The sequence below is a fragment of the Methylobacterium sp. BTF04 genome (genome assembly GCF_010692745.1).
Taxonomy (GTDB): domain Bacteria; phylum Pseudomonadota; class Alphaproteobacteria; order Rhizobiales; family Beijerinckiaceae; genus Methylobacterium.
Genome location: NZ_JAAHTB010000033.1, coordinates 35,454 through 51,561 on the forward strand (window position 1 = coordinate 35,454; position 16,108 = coordinate 51,561).

A 16,108-nucleotide genomic window follows, 5' to 3' on the forward strand; every position below is an offset into this window, starting at 1 on the left:
GCCGCGTTCGCGCCGATTCATGAGAGGATCACCATGAGACGTTTCGTGATCGGGCTCGTCGCCCTCCTGAGTGTTGCGCTGCCGCTTGCCGCGCAGCCCTCGCCGCACGGCGCGGAGAAGCCGGCGGCCGAGGTGCGCAAAGGTCCGGAAGGCCGCAAGCTGCCGGCCGACGCGACCACCGAGCACACGGTCACGCTCCCCGATGGGCGGATTCTCAGCTTCACCGCCAAAGCCGGCAGCCTGCCGCTGGTGGACGAGGCCGGCAAGCTCCAGGCCGAAATCGCCTTCATCGCCTACACGATGGCTGGGCAGGGCGGCACGCCCCGTCCGGTGACCTTCGCCATCAATGGCGGCCCCGGCGCGGCCTCGGCCTATCTCAACATCGGTGCCATCGGCCCGTGGCGGTTGCCGGTGGAAGGGACCAGCATCAGCCCGTCCGCCCCCATCGCCCTGGTCCCCAACGACGGCACCTGGCTCGACTTCACCGATCTCGTCTTCATCGATCCCATCGGCACCGGTTACAGTCGTGCAACGGGCGAGGCCAAGAGCTACTGGAGCGTCGATACCGATGCCTCGGTGCTGTCCTCGGCCATCGCGCGCTGGCTGCGGACCAACGACCGCATGGCCTCGCCGAAATTCTACGTCGGCGAGAGCTATGGCGGATTCCGTGGGCCGCTGATCGCCGGCAAGCTCCAGGAAGAGATCGGCGTCGGCTTGTCGGGCATGGTCCTGCTCTCGCCTGTCCTCGATTTCGCCTGGCTGCAGGCCCCGCGCACCACGCCGTGGGGACACGTGATCAAGCTGCCGTCCTTCGCCGCTGCCGCGATCGAGCGCAGCGGTGGCATCCCGACGCTCCAGGGTATGGCCGAGACCGAGGCCTACGCCACCGGTGCCTATCTGGCCGATTTGCTGAAAGGCCCCGCCGACAAGGCGGCCGTGGCCCGACTCGCCGACACGGTCGGGGCCATGACCGGGCTCGACCCCGCCTTCGTGCGGCGTCAGGCGGGGCGGCTCAACGCCAGCAGCGTCCAGCGCGAGATCGGCCGCGACGAGGGCCGTGTCGCCAGCGCCTACGATACCGGCGTCACCGGATGGGATCCGGACCCGACGGCGTCGTTCTCCGGCTTCGAGGATCCGCTGCTCACGGGCCTGCAGGCGCCGCTCACCAGCGCGATGATCGAGCTCTATGGATCGAAGCTGAACTACCGCGTGCCGGACCTGCGCTATGAACTGCTCAACGGCGCGGTCAATCGTGGCTGGACCTGGGGCAGCGGCCGCATGGCACCCGAGGCCCTGGGCGCGTTGCGCGGAGCGATGGCGCTCGATGCCAACCTGCGCGTCCTCGTGGCACACGGCTTCACCGATCTCGTGACGCCCTACTTCGCCTCGAAGCTGCTGATCGACCAGATGCCGGCCTTCGGCGGCGATGGACGCCTGTCCCTCTCCGTGTACCCGGGCGGCCACATGTTCTATTCCCGCCCGGATTCGCGGGCTGCCTTCCACAAGGATGCCGCCGCCCTGTTTGCAGCAGCCCTCGCCGCGCGCGCCGCCGCACCGGCATCCAAGGACAAGCCGTGATCTCTCTGTTGTCGCGCCCTGCCGAACGGGCTTTGATCCTCGGGCTCACGGCGCTTGCGGTGACCGCGTGCACCTCCAGCGAGCGCGGCGCACCGCCGCCGATTCCGGTCGCGATCGCGCCGCCGCCGCCTGCCCCGACCTTCGCGGGGCCGGTCCTCACCGGGGATGGAAGCTGCACGGGGCCGGTGCCGACGGCGGCGGCCGCCATCGAAATCGGGATCGGCGAATGCGAGATCGTGCGCCTGAAGGGCAAGCCGCCCACCGACGTGCTCGTCGGCGAGGGCCGCTCCGGCCGTGAGGTCCAGGTGCTCTACACCGAGCCGGGTGCGAAGGAGCTGTACTTCTTCGTCAACAACAAGCTCGACCGGATCGTGAAGTAGGCGATTGTCCGCGCTTCAGTAGCTCGGCACCAGTCGGTCTTCCGGCATCGGCGCCTCCATGCGGAAATGCAGGCCGGTAGGCGCATAATCGATCGTCACCAGCGCATCGCATTGCTGCGCCAGAACCCGCTGCAGAAGGGTGGAGCCGAAGCCGCGTCGCTCAGGGACCGTGACCGGCGGCCCACCCGATTCGGTCCAGTCGAGGTTGACCCGGCGCCCGGATTCCGTGTGCTCCACCGTCCAGGACACGGTGACCCGGCCTCCCGGCGCCGATAGCGCGCCATGCTTGGTGGCGTTGGTGGTCAGTTCGTGGAACGCCATCCCGATCGGCACAGCAAGGTCGGCGGCGAGTTCGATGACCGGCCCGTCGAGGTGGATGCGCTGGCCGCTGCTGTCGTTGTAGTGGCCGAGCTCGTTCTCGAGCAGGTCCCGGAGCGGAGCCGTCTGCCAGTAATCCTCGGTGAGCAGGGTGTGGGTCTTGCCGAGCGAGACGATCCGGTCCGAGAACGAATGGTAGAACGTGTCCACGTCCTTGGTCGAGCGCGCGGTGGCGCCGAGCAGGCCCTGCACGGTGGCGAGCGTGTTCTTCACCCTGTGATGCAGTTCGCGGATCAGCAGCGCCTGCCGTTCGTGCGTCTTCTGGCGCTCTTCGAGATGGGCAAAAACCTCCCATTGCCGCCGCCGCGCCCGCACCGCCGAGCGTACGGCGTTGACCAGCACGGCCGGGTGGAACGGCCGCTCGAGCACCGTGACGTTGCCGAGGAGACCTGTGAGACGTTCGTCCGGCGTGCCGCCCCGTAGACTGAGGAGGACGAAAGGGAAGTCCGACCAGGGCGGCTGGCGCTCGACCCAGTCGGCAATCGCGTGGCGGTCGGAGGACAACAGAGCCTCCTCCGTGACCACCACGCAGGCCGCCCGGTCGAGGTTCTCCACCACCCCCGGAAGGTTGACCTCCACCTGAGATGGAATCCGGACCTCATCGAGAATTCGTGCGGCGACCTGCGAATCCCGGCCGCCCGGTGCCAGGATGAGGACGATCGGTTCAGGCTGGGCCATTGTCGCCGCGCCCGTGTGTCTCCCGATCGACGAGCAGGCTCGTGCGGTCGCCCTCATAGGTGGGCACGCCGGTGAGCACTCCGCGGAAATCGCTCAGCGCCTCGCCGACGCGCAAGCCCTGCGCGTCGATGCGGAATTCGCGGATCGTGTCCTCATGCGCGCCGGTCCGCTTCTTGAGCACCGAGAGTGCCCGACGTACGCGGCCCCCGGCCTCGAAGAAGCGCAGCATCACCACGGTGTCGCTCACGTAGGTGAGGTCGACGGGGCTATCCATCCGCCCGACCATGCCGTGCTGCGCCAGGATCAGGATCGTCACCACACCCTGCTGGTTCAGGTAGGTCACCATCTCATGCATCTGGAGCACGAGATAAGGCTGTCCGCTCATCGCGCTCATGTAGCCGGTGAGGCTGTCGATCACGACGATCCGCGCGCCATCGACCTCGACGGCCTTGCGGATGCGGCCGGCGAGATCGCCCGCCGAGACCTCGGCCGGATCCATCTGCTCGATCTGCAACAGGCCGGATTCCATATGGACGCCCAGATCCATGCCCACGCCGGCGGCGCGGCGCAGAAGGATGCCGAGGGTTTCGTCGAAACTGATGACGAGGCCCCGCTCGCCCCTGTCGAGCCCCGCTATCAGGTAGCCTAGCGCCAGCGTGGACTTACCGACGCCGGACGGCCCGATGACCAGGGTGGTGGTGCCGCGGTCGAGGCCGCCGCCGAGTACCGCATCGAGTTCCGGGACCCGGCAGGCGATGGAGCCGGTGACGAACTCCGCTTGGTGGTTCGCCGCCACGAGGCGCGGATAGATGCACAGGCCACCGCGCTTGATGACGAAATCGTGGTAGCCGCCCTCGTATTGGGTGCCGCGCATCTTGATCACGTGCAGCCGTCGGCGCGCAGCGCCATAGGGCGGCGTCACCTGTTCCAGGCGGATCACCGCGTGGCTGATCGAATGCAGGTTGAGGTCGTCGTCCTCGGCGCTGAGGTCGTCGAGCATCAGCACAGTGGCATTGTTGAGCAGGAAATAGCTCTTCAGTGCCAGAACCTGGCGTCGGTAGCGCAGCGAGCCCTGAGACAGCAGACGGATCTCCGACAGGCTGTCGAACACCACCCGCGACGGCTTCACCCGTTCCATCTCGGCGAACGCCATCCGGACCGTTTCGCCGAGCTCCAGATCGGAGGAGTGGACAAGGCTCTGCTGCTGCTCGGATTCGAGGCTGAGTTCGGGCGGGATGAGCTCGTAGATGTTGATGCCGTCGAGGGACCAGCCGTGCCGGTCGGCCATCGAGAGGAGTTCGCGCTTGCTCTCCGAGAGGGTGATGTAGAGCCCTGTCTCTCCCCGCTCCAGGCCATCGAGCAGGAATTGCAGGCCGAGCGTGGTCTTGCCGCTGCCGGGGCGTCCCTCGATGAGATGGGCGCGATGGGCCGCGTAGCCGCCGTGCAGAATCTGGTCGAGGCCCGCGACGCCGGTCAGGATCGGCGCGGCATCGGCGGCGACGGAAGATGGCATGCGTGATCTCAGACTTGGCGGCAGGATGGCGGCATCATAGGTTCGCCGCGATAGGGCGTCCTTGGCATTATTGACACACGCTCCGATGGATCGGGCTTGCTCGGCCAAGCAACCGCGAGACCGGGCGCCGGTTCCCGAGCCCGGACAGCGATTGATGATGGCACCCTTTGCAGATCGGCGGCCAAGCCGTATCAGGGCCCAGCCTTCGCCGCGTGAGGCCGGCCCTGGCCGCGCCCGCCTGCCCCCCTCGAGTCGCCGGAGTGCGGATCACCGATGCGCGAACCCAACGCGATCGACTTCTGGCGCGGCTTGGCCCTCGTCACGATCTTCGTGAATCACATTCCGGGCAATACCTTCGAGCGTTACACCTACTCGCAATACGGCATCTCGGACGCCGCGGAGCTGTTCGTGTTCCTCGCCGGCTGGTCGATCGGTATCGCCACGCGCGGACGCGACGGTACGCCCGAGCCTCGGCTGAAGACGGTCCTGCGCCTGCTCTCGCGCACCATCGAGGTCTACCGGGCACAGATCACCACCATGGCGATCGCGCTCGCGATGATCGCCGGGACCGCGCTGCTGCTCGACAATCCGCTCCTGCTCGAATGGCACAATGCCGGCGGCTTCTTCGCCGACCCGATCCAGACCATGGTCGGGTTCGTGCTGCTCACCCATCAGCTCGGCTTCTTCAACATCCTGCCGCTCTACGTGGTGCTGCTCGGCATCGCGCCGGTCTTCGTGCTCCTCGCGCGGGTCAGCCGAGTGGCGGCGCTCGGCCTGTCCTTCGCGCTCTATGCCTGCAGTCTGGTGTTCGAATGGAATATCCCGTCCTGGCCGGGGGAGGGGGACTGGTTCTTCGATCCGTTCTGCTGGCAACTCCTCCTCGTCCTCGGCTTCGTGGCGCAGGACTGGAACCGGCGCTCGGCCTGGATGCGGCTCTGGTCGACCCGGCTCGTGCCACTCGGGATCGTCCTCGTGATCACCGGCATCGTCCTGTCGGTGTGGGAGATCCGGCCTGATCCGCTCATGGTGCCGGAGCCGCGGCTCATCTTCACCTTCGACAAGACCTATCTGTCTCCCGCCCGGCTGATCCACTTCCTCGGCGTGCTCCTGGCGTTCCAGACCCTCTACGCAGTCTTGGCACCGCGGCTGGGACCGGTCGTCGGCTACCTTGCCGGGCTGGGTCGGAACTCGCTCGCGGTGTTCTCCGTCGGCTCGATCTTGAGCCTTGCGGGGCAACTCGTGCGGTTCTGGACCGGCGGCGGTGTCTTCGTCGATCTATTCGTCGTAGGATCAGGTCTCTTCGCTCTGGGTTTCACCGCATGGTTCGTCGAATGGCGCTCCCGCAAGCCTCGATCCTCTTCGCCGCCGGTGTGATGCTCGCCGCCTCCGCGGCCTGGGCACAAGGCGTCGCGACCGTGGTTTCGCCGCCCAAGCCCCCCGACGGTGCGGAGGCGCTCGACCTGACCCTGTCGCCCGAATGCCGGGTGCCGGGCTCGAAGCTCTACACCCTCGCCAAGCTCCAAGCTGTGAAGCTCGCACTCAAGGACAAGCGCCCGGTGCGGGTCCTGGCCGTGGGATCGTCATCGGCCGGTCTCGGTGCGTCTGCGACCTATCCGGTCAAGCTCGAGACCGCCCTCGAACGCTCGCTTCCGGAGGTCGACGTGGTGGTGGAGAGCCGCGGAATGCAGGGCGAAATCGCCTCGGGGGCCGCCGAGCGCCTGCGCAACATGGTGGCCGAGGTCGAGCCCGATCTGGTGATCTGGCAGGTCGGCACCCACGATGCGCTCGCTCGCGTCGACCTCGATGCCTTCGGCAGCGCGCTCGACGACACCGTGAAGTGGATCAAGTCGCACGCAATCGACGTCGTCCTGGTCAATCCGCTCTACACCGCGAGTCTGGCCGACGACGAGTACTACACCAGCATCGTCCGCAAGGTTCAGGAGGTCGCCACCCGCGAGGGCGTGCCGCTGGTCCAGCGCTACGAGGCGATGCGGTTTCTCTCCGCCAGATCGGAAAAGGGCGAAGGGCACATGCTCGGCAGCCAATTCCGCCTGAACGATCTCGGTCTGCGTTGCATGGCCGAGCACGTCACCAGGGCGATTACGCTCTCGCTGCTGCAGCCCGATCCGGCCTCCACCGGAAGCTCGGGCACACCCGCCGTGGTGATCGTGCCGCCCAAGGATGCGGCGATGAAGGCGGCGTCGCCGCCACCGCCCTCCACTGAGCCTTGAGTGGGATCGGGTCCGAGACGGGGACGCCGACCTTCGGAAATAGCGCAGGCTTAAGGACCTTTAACCGCGCTACTTAACCTCAATGCAATGCCACTGTCGTACCTCGTTGGCCCTCGGACGGGGGGCTGGGGTGAGCATAGCGACGGACAGGATTGCGGGATCTGCGCTCGGCATCAAGCTCGCACGCCTGCGTGCCTTGCGTACGGGAGCGGCCGGCGCGGCCATCGACGTCTTCGCCATCCGCATCGCGGCCGCGGGGTTCGCCTACATCGCTCAGGTGATGATGGCCCGGCTGATGGGCGGTACCGAGTACGGCATCTTTGCCGCCATCTGGGTCTGGATCGCGATCCTCGGTCACTCCGCCACCCTCGGCCTGTCGCAGGGGGCGTGCCGCTTCCTGCCCGCCGATCAGGCGCGCGGCGACCTCGCACAAGTGCGCGGCTTCCTGATCGGTGGCGCGCTGGTGACCGGGGCCTGTGCGGTGGTGGTCGCCGCCGTAGGGCTGCTTCTCGTCTGGCTGCAGGGATCGCTCCTAGCCGGCGCCTATGCGGCGCCGCTTCTCGTCGCGGCGCTCGTGCTTCCGCTGTTTGCCATGCAGGATTACTGCGAGGGCGTGGCCCGCAGCCAGAATTGGGCGGTGCTCGCCATCGCGCCGCCCTATCTTTTGCGGCAGGGCCTGATCATGGCGGCGATGCTGGCCGCGATCGGGCTCGGTGCGCCCGCCGAGGCCTTGGTCGCCGTCGCCTGCACGCTGATGGCCACGGGCATCGCCGTGTCGGTGCAGGCGTTCCGTCTCGTGATGCGCCTACGCACCATCTTGCCGGCCGGCCGGCGTAGCTATGACTGGCGGCGCTGGTTCGGGGCCTGCCTGCCCATCGCCGCAAGCGATCTCGCCAGCGCGGGCTTCAACTTCGTCGATGTGGTCGCGCTCAGCCTGCTGATGCCGCCGGCGACGGTGGGTCTCTATTTCGCCGCGACCCGCATCCAGCAATTCGTCGTCTTCGTTCACTTCGCGGCCACTGCCGCCACGGCGCAGCGCTTCACCGCGACCCATGCGGCGGGCGACCGGGCGGGCTTGGCGCGCCTCGTACGCCTCCAGGCGCAACTCACCCTCGGCGCGACTGCGCTCATCGGGCTGTGCGTGATCGCCGCCGCTCCGCTGTTGCTCGGCCTCTTCGGGCCGGAGTTCCGCGACAGCCTGCCGATCCTCGCGATCCTGGTGGCCGGCAGCATCGCGGCCAGCGTGTTCGGACCGGGAGAGGACCTGCTCAACATGCTCGGCGGCGAGCGCCTGTGTGCCGTCGTCACGGTGGCGATGCTGGGCCTGGCCGGCGCCCTCTGCTTTGCCCTCATTCCCTGGCTCGGGGTCGTCGGAGCCGCGATCGCCATGGCGACCGCCACAGTTACGCGCGGTTTCGCCATGGCTCTGTGCGCCCGCGCGGTCCACGGCCTCGCGACGCCGGTCTATGCCGGATGGCTCGGAAAGGTCGCGCGATGATGGCGCTCGCACAGGCATCGAGGTCGGATCGCGACGCTCTGCGCGCCGAGACGGTCACCCTCGGCGCGCTTCTCGCCGAAGGGCCGGCATGGGACGATCTGGCGGCGCGCGCGCGCGATCCCCATCCCTATTACACCCGCCATGTCATGGCGGCGCATTGGGACAGCGGCCTCGCCTCCGCCGATCTCCCGGTCGTCGTGGTCCGACAGAACGGTCGGCTCGAAGCCGTCCTGCCGATGCGGATGAGCTACGACATCTGTGGACTCGGGCGACCGGTGGCCCAGCCGTTCGTCTCGCATTTCGTGGCTGCGACGACTCCCCTCGTCGCCGATGGTCCTGGCTACGCTGCCACCCTTACCGCCGTCGTCGCTGGGCTTCGCATGGCGTCGCATGGACGCGCTTGGCGCTGGCCGCTGCTCGCGACGGAGTCGAGCGTCGGACGCGACCTCCTCGATGCGATGGCGGCGGATGGCTGGGCACACGGCGAGGTCACCCGCTTCGCGCGTCCGATTCTCGACCGGCGCGCCGATCATGCCGCGTTCCTCGATGGCCATCCCAACCGGTCCCGGTTGAAGGATCTGCGTCGACGTCAGCGCCGCCTCGGCGAGAGCGGAACCGTATCGCTCGTCACTACCACGGAGGGCGCTGCCCTTGCCGACGCGGTGGAGGCGTTCCTCGCTCTGGAGCGCGCCGGATGGAAGGGCGAGGCCGGTACCGCGATGGCTTGCACGGACACCGCGGCACGCTTCGCCCGGACGGTGTTCTCCGGCCGGAACGGCCCGGTCCAGATCCGCGCCGACATCCTCGCCTGCGATGGACGGCCCCTTGCGATCAGCCTCGCCCTCGTCACCGGCGGGACCGCCTTCCTGCTCAAGACCGCCTACGACGAGACCCAGCGGGCGCAGGCTCCGGGACTGGTGCTCGAAGCCGAGATCGTCCGCGTCCTGCACGAGACCGGGTTTGCCAAGCGCCTCGATTCGGCGACCCTGGCGGGGTCCGCCCTCGAGAGTCTGTATCGCGAGCGCGTCACCATCGCTGAAGTCGTGGCGGTGCCGGACGGGGGCCGCGGGATCATCAGCCTGGAGCGCCGGCTGCGCCTCGCCCGGTTCGAGAACGAGGCGCGTACCGAGGCAAAGCGCCTGCTCGGGAGACGCTGACGTCGCGGGCCTGTCCGTGTTAAGGCGCGCCCTCGGCACGCAAGACAGGAAACCCGCAGCATGCCTCGTCCGCTTTTTGCCCTAACCGGAGCCTTGTTCCTCGCCATGACCGCAGCCGCATCCGCCGCAGAGACCGTCACCATGCCTTCCGGGCTCCAGTACCGCGATGAAGTCGTGGGTACCGGTGCCGAGCCGCAGGCCGGCCAGAAGGTCAGCGTCCATTACACCGGCTGGCTCGACGAAGGCGGCAAGCCAGGCAAGAAGTTCGACTCGTCGCGCGATCGGGGAACGCCGTTCAGCTTCACCCTCGGCGCCGGCCAGGTCATTTCCGGCTGGGATACGGGCGTCGCCACGATGAAGATCGGCGGCAAGCGCACCCTCATCATCCCGCCCGACCAGGGCTACGGCGCCCGCGGTGCCGGTGGCGTGATCCCGCCCAACGCGACGTTGATCTTCGACGTCGAACTGCTCGGCGCCAAGTAGTCCACACAGGAACAGGGCCGAACGGCGAGCGCGACTCTTTAGGGCCGTGTACCGGCGAGCGGCTCCTGAAACGAAGACAGCCCTGGAGCATCATGCTTCGGGGCTGTCGGTTCAGATGTCGAAGTCTCCGCCGCGCCAGGGCGCAGTCTCGACCTTGGGCTCGAAGATGATCCCGACCTTGCCGGGCTGCGGCGCCAGGAAGGTGATCCCGGCGTTCTCGAGCGCCTTGCGGACGGCGACACGCGTGCGTTCCCGCAAGGCCGTACCGCCTTCGTCCTCGAAGCGCTTGATGCTGGACCCGGAGACGCCGGCTGCGGTGGCGAGGTCGCCGATCGACCAGTTGAGCATCGCCCGGGCGCAGCGCACGAGGGAGCCGGTGATGACGTCGGGCGCAGATTCGTCGGCCGACGGCCGGTAGCGTGTCCCGTCGCTCAACGCGACCATCACGCCGATCCATTCACGGACGCTGCGATCCTCGTTCAACACGGGGATTGCGCGACTGTTGAGCCATCGATAGCGGCCGTCGGTACACTTGATGCGGAGATCTTCGTCGTAGGGCGCGCCATTGGCGACCGCCGTCCGCCAGGCGTTCCAACTCCGCACCCTGTCGTCGGGATGGACCGCCTTGTCCCATCCGCCGTTATGCCACTCGGATTCACTTTGCCCCGTGAGTTCGAACCAGCCTGGGCATGATCGGGCAAAACCGTCCTGCGTCGCCGTCCAGACCACCGAGGCGATCGCCTGGACCAGTCCCTGGTAACGCGCCTCGCTCCGTTGGATCAGCCGGTGGGCCTCGTGCCTGCCGGTGATGTCGAAGATGACACCGTTGGCCTGGGCCGGGCGCGCATGCGCGTCGAGGACGATCTCTGCCTTGAATTCGATCCAGCGCACCGTGCGGTCGGGCCGGACGATGCGGAACTCGCGGTGTATCGGGATGCCGGCCAGCAAGGCCGCCGCCATCTCTTCGCGGATACGCAGATCGTCGGGATGGAACAGGTCGTGCAGGACGTCGCCGATGCTGTTCGATGGCATCAACCCGGTAATCCGGTAGAACCCTTCCGAGAGCCTGTTCTCGCCGGTTTTCAGATCGATCGACCACAACCCGATCTGGCCGTGGTCCTCCACGAGCTTCAGCATCTGTTGGGGCGACGGCTCGTTGAGCCGGTTCACCGATTCGTGCGTGCGTCCATCAAGGGTCGCCGCCCTACCGGCCATCCCCATGGCCTTTCTCATCATGAAAACGGCATCCAGTTCCGAATGAGCGCGCTCATTTCTCTAAAGGTACCATATTGTACAAAAATGTCAGAGACGGCCCTAGCCTATAATAATTTTCAGGAATTGCTGCATAACTTTTAGTGCATCCAGTTCTGTAGCTTGCAACCTACGTATTTATCCGAAAGTTGCAAGACGGCTATAACCTGGCGAGGTCAGTCGAGACTCTTATCGTCCAAAGTAAAAAATACATTATATTCAATCTAAGGTTGTGATCCCTACCAGCGGAATGAGATTTTGACTCGCGGATTCCCGTCTCAGAGTTCGCAGATACGATCTTGCGGGCACGCGGTCCCGAGCCAACCAGCCCGAGCCAACGAGAAGGTATCGACCATCGAAACACGCGCCTGAACCGACCCCGCCGGCGCATGCAGGTGCACGGGTAAAGGTCTCGGGGTATGCGGCGCGGTCGGCGGCAGGACCTTAGGAAACCCTTGCGCCATCGTGTTAGGTCTCGCTGCAACGTCGCCCGGTTGAGGCGGCGATGAGGTTTGCGGCCGGTCTCAGGTCGCGACGAAGCAGGGGAGAGGATCGATGTCGAAGTCGGATCGCAAGGAGGCCCGGCCGCCGGAGCTCATGTCGCCCTGGCGGACCGAAGCGCGCGCGGCATTGCAGGCGGAGGCCCGTGCCTTCGCGCGGGACGTGGTGATGCCGATCGCGGACGAGCTCGATCCGCAGAAGTCCGAGATGCCACGATCGCTCATCGACGCGATGGCCGCCAAGGGCTGGTTCGGCATTACGATCCCGGCCGAGCATGGCGGACTGGGCCTTGGCGTCTTCGAATACTGCCTCGTTTCGGAAGAACTCGCCCGCTCCTGGCTCTCGGTCGGCAGCATTTTGGCGCGGGGGCAGGGGCTCGGCACCCAGACCATGGACGACGCGCGCCGAGTCGATCTCCTGCGGCGCTCGGCGCAGGGACGCTGGATCGGCGCCATCGCCCTGTCCGAGCCCAAAGCCGGCTCCGACCTCGCGGGCGTGCAGACCCGTGCCGTGCGTGACGGCGATTCCTGGATTCTCACCGGCACCAAGCGTTGGGCGGGCTTCGCGCTCGCCGCCGACTTCATCGAGGTCCTGGCCCGCACCCGCGAACCGGAAGCGGGCGAGCCGCGCTCCGCCGGCCTCGAACCGTTCCTCGTGCTGAAGCAGCCGGGCGCCTTCCCGGCGGGTATGACCGGGCACGTCATCGACAAGATCGGCTATCACGGCTTCCTGACCTGGCAGCTCGAACTCGACGGCGTACGCGTGCCCGACAGCGACCGTCTCACCGGCCTCTATGGCGACCAGGGTGCGGATGCGGATTCCGGCGGCTTCGCCTCCGTTCAGCGCGGTCTGAACATCGCGCGGGTGCACACGGCCGCCCGCGCGGTCGGCGTCGCCAGGGCGGCGGTGGAGGATTGCCAAGCCTACCTGCAGGAGCGCGAGCAGTTCGGGCATCCGATCGGCGACTTTCAGGCCTTGCGCTTCGCTCTTGCCGACATGGCGGCTGACGTCGCGCAGGCCCGCGCGTTCTGGCAACAGGTCGCCCACCTCCTCGACGAAGGTGAGGCGGCGGAGAGCGAGTCCGCCATGGTGAAGCTCCTCGCCACCGAGATGGCGGTACGGGTGACCAATCAGGCGATGCAGCTGCATGGCGGCAACGGCTACACCACCGAACGCCGGGTGGAGCGCTACTGGCGCGATGCCCGCCTGACCACGATCTTCGAGGGAACGAGCGAGATCCAGCGCCGCATCATCAGCGATCGGATGTTGCCGAGGGCCTGAGTGTTCCACTCCGAAGGTGCTGCTAGGCGTCGCGGGGCGGGATGCTTGACTGCGCGCGACCGGGCGCGACTTCAGTGGGATGCCTGACACAGATCCCAACGCCCCGCCGCCAACCCTGTTCTGCCTGCACTTTCTTGGCGGAAGCGCACGGGAATGGACGCAGGTCTCCGAGCGGCTCGCCGGCCGGATGCGATGCGTGCCGATCGACCTTCCGGGGTTCGGCACGTCGGCTGATCTCTCCGGATACACCGTCACGGAGATGGCCGACCACGTTGCTGGCCGGATCAGAGCCGAGGCGCCGAAACGCTGGATGCTCGCCGGGCACAGCATGGGGGCGAAGGTGGCACTCGCCCTGGCGCGGCGGATCGAGGATACGGAGGGCGCGGAGGCTGACCTCGGAGGCCTGATCGGCCTCGTCCTCCTCGCCGGATCACCGCCGAGCCCGGAGCCGATGCCGGAGGACAAGCGCCGTGAGATGATGGCGTGGATCGACGCCGATCCCGCGACGCGTCGCACGGAAGCGGAGGCGTTCATCACCGCCAACGTCGCAGCGCCGCTCGTCCCCGACCTCATGGAACGAGCGGTGGAGGACGTGCTGCGCGCCGAGCCGGCGGCCTGGAAGGCTTGGTTTGCGCACGGCAGCCGCGAGGATTGGTGCGAGCGCATCGGGGTGTTGCATACGCCGGCGTTGATCCTCGCCGGGTCGGAGGATGCCGATCTCGGGACCCCGGCGCAGATCTGTCTGATGGCGCCACATCTCGCCGAGGTGACCGTGATCACGCTGGAAGGCGCCGGCCATCTGCTTCCCCTGGAACGCCCCGATGCGGTGGCCGATCACATCGCCGCCTTGGCCGCTGCGCCGAAAACCGCTGCGCCGAAAGGGCCGCGGGTCGACGACGCCTACGAAAAGCTGATCGCGTCCGACCGCGTCAACAGTCGCTTGCGCGCGGCGTTGCGCGCGCGCGCTGCACCGGACGACCCGGCCTATCAGCCAACTGCGCTCGATCCCGTGGAACTCGCTGTCCTGCGGTCCGTGCTCGATCGCGTTCTTCCGCAGGATAGCCTCGGACGGATCGACATCGCCGCGCGCATCGAGGCCCGCCTCGGAAGCGGCTCCGGCGATGGCTGGCGGTTCGCGGACCTGCCACCCGACCCGCTGGCCTACCGGGCCGCTCTGCGCACGCTCGACGACGCGGGCCATGCCGCGCATGGCATCGGTTTTCATGCCCTGGATGGCGCAAGACAGGATGCCTTGCTGAAGGCGGCCGAGGCGGGCGATCTCGCCGGCCGCGACGAGACGAAACAGCTCGACGCCCACCGCATGACGCTGTGGTTCGAAGACCTGCGCTCCGACGCGGTGCGAATCTACCTCGCCCATCCGGCGACCCTGGCGGCGATGGGCTTCAGCGGCATCGGCGCAGGCGGAGACGGGGTTCCCGAAATCGGGTTCACCGCAGTCGGATTGAACGAGCGCGAAGCCTGGGAGCCCGTCGCCACGGGTGAGGAAGTCCGATGAACCTCGATACGATGCACTGTTACGGCACTGACGAGGTGGTGGACGCCGTCATCGTCGGCACCGGCGCCGGCGGCGCGCCGCTTCTGGCCAAATTGGCAGCAGCGGGGCTACGTGTGGTCGCCCTCGAGGCCGGTCCGAATTTCGAGCCGACGCGCTTTGCGTTCGACGAGACTTTGGCCGACGAAATCTACTGGACCAAGGAGCGCCTCAGCGGCGGAGCGACACCTGAAGCCTTCGGAGGTAACAACAGCGGCACCGGCGTTGGTGGATCGACGCTGCATTGGGGCGCGTTCACCCCGCGAGCCGACCGGCGTGACCTGCGCCTGTACAGCGAGACCGGCGAGGGCGCCGACTGGCCGGTCGATTATGACGCGCTGCTGCCATACTACGAGCAGGTCGAGGCGTTCATCGGCGTATCCGGGCCGGCCCAATACCCGTGGGATTCCGGCAGGCGCTATCCGCTGCCACCGGTGCCGCGCAACGCCTCCGCTCAGATCATGAGCGCCGCCTGCGAGGGTCTCGGCATCCGCACCGCCGATGCACCAGCCGCGGTGGTGTCACGCGACTTCGCGCAACAGGGTGGCGCCACCCGCAAAGCCTGCATCAATTGTGGCTATTGCCACCAAGGCTGCCGTAACGGCGCCAAGACCAGCATGGACGTGACCTATCTTCCGTTCGCGGTCGCCCGCGGCGCGGAAATCCGCCCGGATTGCTTCGTTCATGCGATCGAGCGCGACAGCGCAGGCAATGTCACGGCTGTGATCTATCGCAAGGACGGCATCGATCAGCGCCAGCGTTGCGCAGCCTTGTTCCTGTGCGCGGGCGCAGTGGAGACGCCGCGCCTCCTGTTGCATCTCGGTCTGGCCAACAGCAGCGGTCAGGTTGGGCGTAACTATATGGGCCATGTCGCCACGCAGGTCTGGGGCACGTTCGACGCCGAGACTCGGCCCAACAAGGGCTACCCGTCCTCCCTCATCACCGAGGACATGATCCGACCCAAGGATGCCGATTTTGTCGGCGGCTATCTCGTGCAGAGTCTCGGCATCGAGCCTTTGACCTTCGCCAATCAGGTCGCGCGGGGGAGGGGACTCTGGGGACCGGAGCTGACGCAGTACCTGCGTCGCTACAACCATGTCGCCGGGATCGGCATCAACGGCGAGACGCTGCCCTGCGAGGCCAACGTGCTGACCCTCTCGGACGAGACCGACGCCATGGGGATGCGTAAGGCCAAGGTCAGCTTTGGTTACGGCCCGAACGAGACGCGGATGAATGCTCACGCGACAGCGGTGATGACGTCGATCTGGGAGGCGGCCGGTGCCACCGATATCTGGGTTCTGGAGCGTGTCGCCCACACCATCGGAACCTGCCGCATGGGGCACGACGCGGACAAAGCGGTGGTGAACGCGGATGGCCTCAGCTTCGACGTGCCGAACCTGTGGATCTGCGATGGTTCGACGTTTCCGAGCTCGCTCGCGGCCAATCCGGCCCTGACCATCATGGCGCTCAGCCTGCGCACGGCCGATGCATTCCTGCGCCGATGAGGCACCGGGGGGCTGCTATCGGGCAGGGGAGGGCGCCTGTTTCGAGCGCTTTCCGGCAAAGCGTGGCGGTGGCGCGTTTTATCGGTTGACGGTGTGGGTAGCCGTCTCTAGAAGCCTGTTCA

Annotated in this window: 13 protein-coding genes; 10 read left to right on the plus strand and 3 right to left on the minus strand. The window is 67.2% G+C overall.

What is annotated here, in order from left to right; genetic code table 11:
• Positions 1-33 precede the first annotated feature (33 nt).
• On the plus strand, positions 34-1,578 hold the full coding sequence (locus G3T14_RS17510; RefSeq protein WP_163643819.1) for a peptidase S10: 1,545 nt from the start codon (positions 34-36) through the stop codon (positions 1,576-1,578).
• On the plus strand, positions 1,575-1,958 hold the full coding sequence (locus G3T14_RS17515; protein ID WP_348645299.1) for a hypothetical protein: 384 nt from the start codon (positions 1,575-1,577) through the stop codon (positions 1,956-1,958). The genes G3T14_RS17510 and G3T14_RS17515 overlap by 4 nt, the downstream gene beginning before the upstream one ends.
• A 15-nt stretch (positions 1,959-1,973) precedes the next feature.
• Here the strand turns inward: G3T14_RS17515 and G3T14_RS17520 are convergent, their stop codons facing one another.
• Positions 1,974-3,014, minus strand: a complete 1,041-nt coding sequence (locus G3T14_RS17520) for a sensor histidine kinase (protein ID WP_163643820.1) — start codon at positions 3,012-3,014, stop codon at positions 1,974-1,976.
• Complete coding sequence (locus G3T14_RS17525) at positions 3,001-4,527, minus strand: ATPase domain-containing protein (RefSeq protein WP_163643821.1); 1,527 nt, start codon at positions 4,525-4,527, stop codon at positions 3,001-3,003. Before G3T14_RS17525 ends, G3T14_RS17520 begins: the two co-directional genes overlap by 14 nt.
• 273 nt (positions 4,528-4,800) lie before the next feature.
• On the opposite strand from G3T14_RS17525, the gene G3T14_RS17530 reads away from it, so the two are divergent.
• The 5 genes from G3T14_RS17530 to G3T14_RS17550 all read left to right on the plus strand — a co-directional run bounded on the left by G3T14_RS17530 (position 4,801) and on the right by G3T14_RS17550 (position 9,896).
• Positions 4,801-5,901 carry an OpgC domain-containing protein gene (locus G3T14_RS17530; protein WP_163643822.1) on the plus strand — a complete coding sequence of 367 codons (1,101 nt, stop codon included), beginning with the start codon at positions 4,801-4,803 and terminating at the stop codon, positions 5,899-5,901.
• Entirely contained in the window at positions 5,859-6,758 is a 900-nt protein-coding gene (locus tag G3T14_RS17535; protein WP_246733402.1) for a GDSL-type esterase/lipase family protein, read from the plus strand. The genes G3T14_RS17530 and G3T14_RS17535 overlap by 43 nt, the downstream gene beginning before the upstream one ends.
• 130 nt (positions 6,759-6,888) lie before the next feature.
• A complete protein-coding gene (locus G3T14_RS17540) occupies positions 6,889-8,256 on the plus strand; it encodes a lipopolysaccharide biosynthesis protein (protein ID WP_348645300.1) in 1,368 nt (455 codons plus the stop codon).
• A complete protein-coding gene (locus G3T14_RS17545) occupies positions 8,256-9,413 on the plus strand; it encodes a GNAT family N-acetyltransferase (RefSeq protein WP_246733405.1) in 1,158 nt (385 codons plus the stop codon). The genes G3T14_RS17540 and G3T14_RS17545 overlap by 1 nt, the downstream gene beginning before the upstream one ends.
• A gap of 60 nt (positions 9,414-9,473) precedes the next feature.
• The gene (locus G3T14_RS17550) at positions 9,474-9,896 is read left to right on the plus strand and encodes an FKBP-type peptidyl-prolyl cis-trans isomerase (RefSeq protein ID WP_163643826.1); all 423 of its coding nucleotides are present in this window, start codon (positions 9,474-9,476) and stop codon (positions 9,894-9,896) included.
• A 111-nt stretch (positions 9,897-10,007) separates the two neighbouring features.
• On the opposite strand, the gene G3T14_RS17555 is transcribed toward G3T14_RS17550, so the two are convergent.
• Entirely contained in the window at positions 10,008-11,132 is a 1,125-nt protein-coding gene (locus tag G3T14_RS17555) for a PAS domain-containing protein (protein WP_163643827.1), read from the minus strand.
• 570 nt (positions 11,133-11,702) lie between these two features.
• Here G3T14_RS17555 and G3T14_RS17560 point away from each other — a divergent pair.
• The 3 genes from G3T14_RS17560 to G3T14_RS17570 all read left to right on the plus strand — a co-directional run bounded on the left by G3T14_RS17560 (position 11,703) and on the right by G3T14_RS17570 (position 15,986).
• Positions 11,703-12,929, plus strand: a complete 1,227-nt coding sequence (locus tag G3T14_RS17560; protein ID WP_163643828.1) for an acyl-CoA dehydrogenase family protein — start codon at positions 11,703-11,705, stop codon at positions 12,927-12,929.
• A gap of 79 nt (positions 12,930-13,008) precedes the next feature.
• Entirely contained in the window at positions 13,009-14,445 is a 1,437-nt protein-coding gene (locus G3T14_RS17565) for an alpha/beta hydrolase (protein ID WP_163643829.1), read from the plus strand.
• A complete protein-coding gene (locus G3T14_RS17570; protein WP_163643830.1) occupies positions 14,442-15,986 on the plus strand; it encodes a GMC family oxidoreductase in 1,545 nt (514 codons plus the stop codon). Before G3T14_RS17565 ends, G3T14_RS17570 begins: the two co-directional genes overlap by 4 nt.
• Positions 15,987-16,108: the final 122 nt, after the last annotated feature.

Excerpts from the sequence above, each read along its gene's own strand:
- G3T14_RS17555 (WP_163643827.1), bottom strand. The coding sequence starts at position 11,132 with ATGATGAGAAAGGCCATGGGGATGGCCGGTAGGGCGGCGACCCTTGAT.
- G3T14_RS17535 (WP_246733402.1), top strand. The coding sequence starts at position 5,859 with ATGGCGCTCCCGCAAGCCTCGATCCTCTTCGCCGCCGGTGTGATGCTC.
- G3T14_RS17545 (WP_246733405.1), top strand. The coding sequence starts at position 8,256 with ATGGCGCTCGCACAGGCATCGAGGTCGGATCGCGACGCTCTGCGCGCC.
- G3T14_RS17530 (WP_163643822.1), top strand. The coding sequence starts at position 4,801 with ATGCGCGAACCCAACGCGATCGACTTCTGGCGCGGCTTGGCCCTCGTC.
- G3T14_RS17550 (WP_163643826.1), top strand. The coding sequence starts at position 9,474 with ATGCCTCGTCCGCTTTTTGCCCTAACCGGAGCCTTGTTCCTCGCCATG.
- G3T14_RS17570 (WP_163643830.1), top strand. The coding sequence starts at position 14,442 with ATGAACCTCGATACGATGCACTGTTACGGCACTGACGAGGTGGTGGAC.
- G3T14_RS17560 (WP_163643828.1), top strand. The coding sequence starts at position 11,703 with ATGTCGAAGTCGGATCGCAAGGAGGCCCGGCCGCCGGAGCTCATGTCG.
- G3T14_RS17565 (WP_163643829.1), top strand. The coding sequence starts at position 13,009 with ATGCCTGACACAGATCCCAACGCCCCGCCGCCAACCCTGTTCTGCCTG.
- G3T14_RS17525 (WP_163643821.1), bottom strand. The coding sequence starts at position 4,527 with ATGCCATCTTCCGTCGCCGCCGATGCCGCGCCGATCCTGACCGGCGTC.
- G3T14_RS17510 (WP_163643819.1), top strand. The coding sequence starts at position 34 with ATGAGACGTTTCGTGATCGGGCTCGTCGCCCTCCTGAGTGTTGCGCTG.
- G3T14_RS17520 (WP_163643820.1), bottom strand. The coding sequence starts at position 3,014 with ATGGCCCAGCCTGAACCGATCGTCCTCATCCTGGCACCGGGCGGCCGG.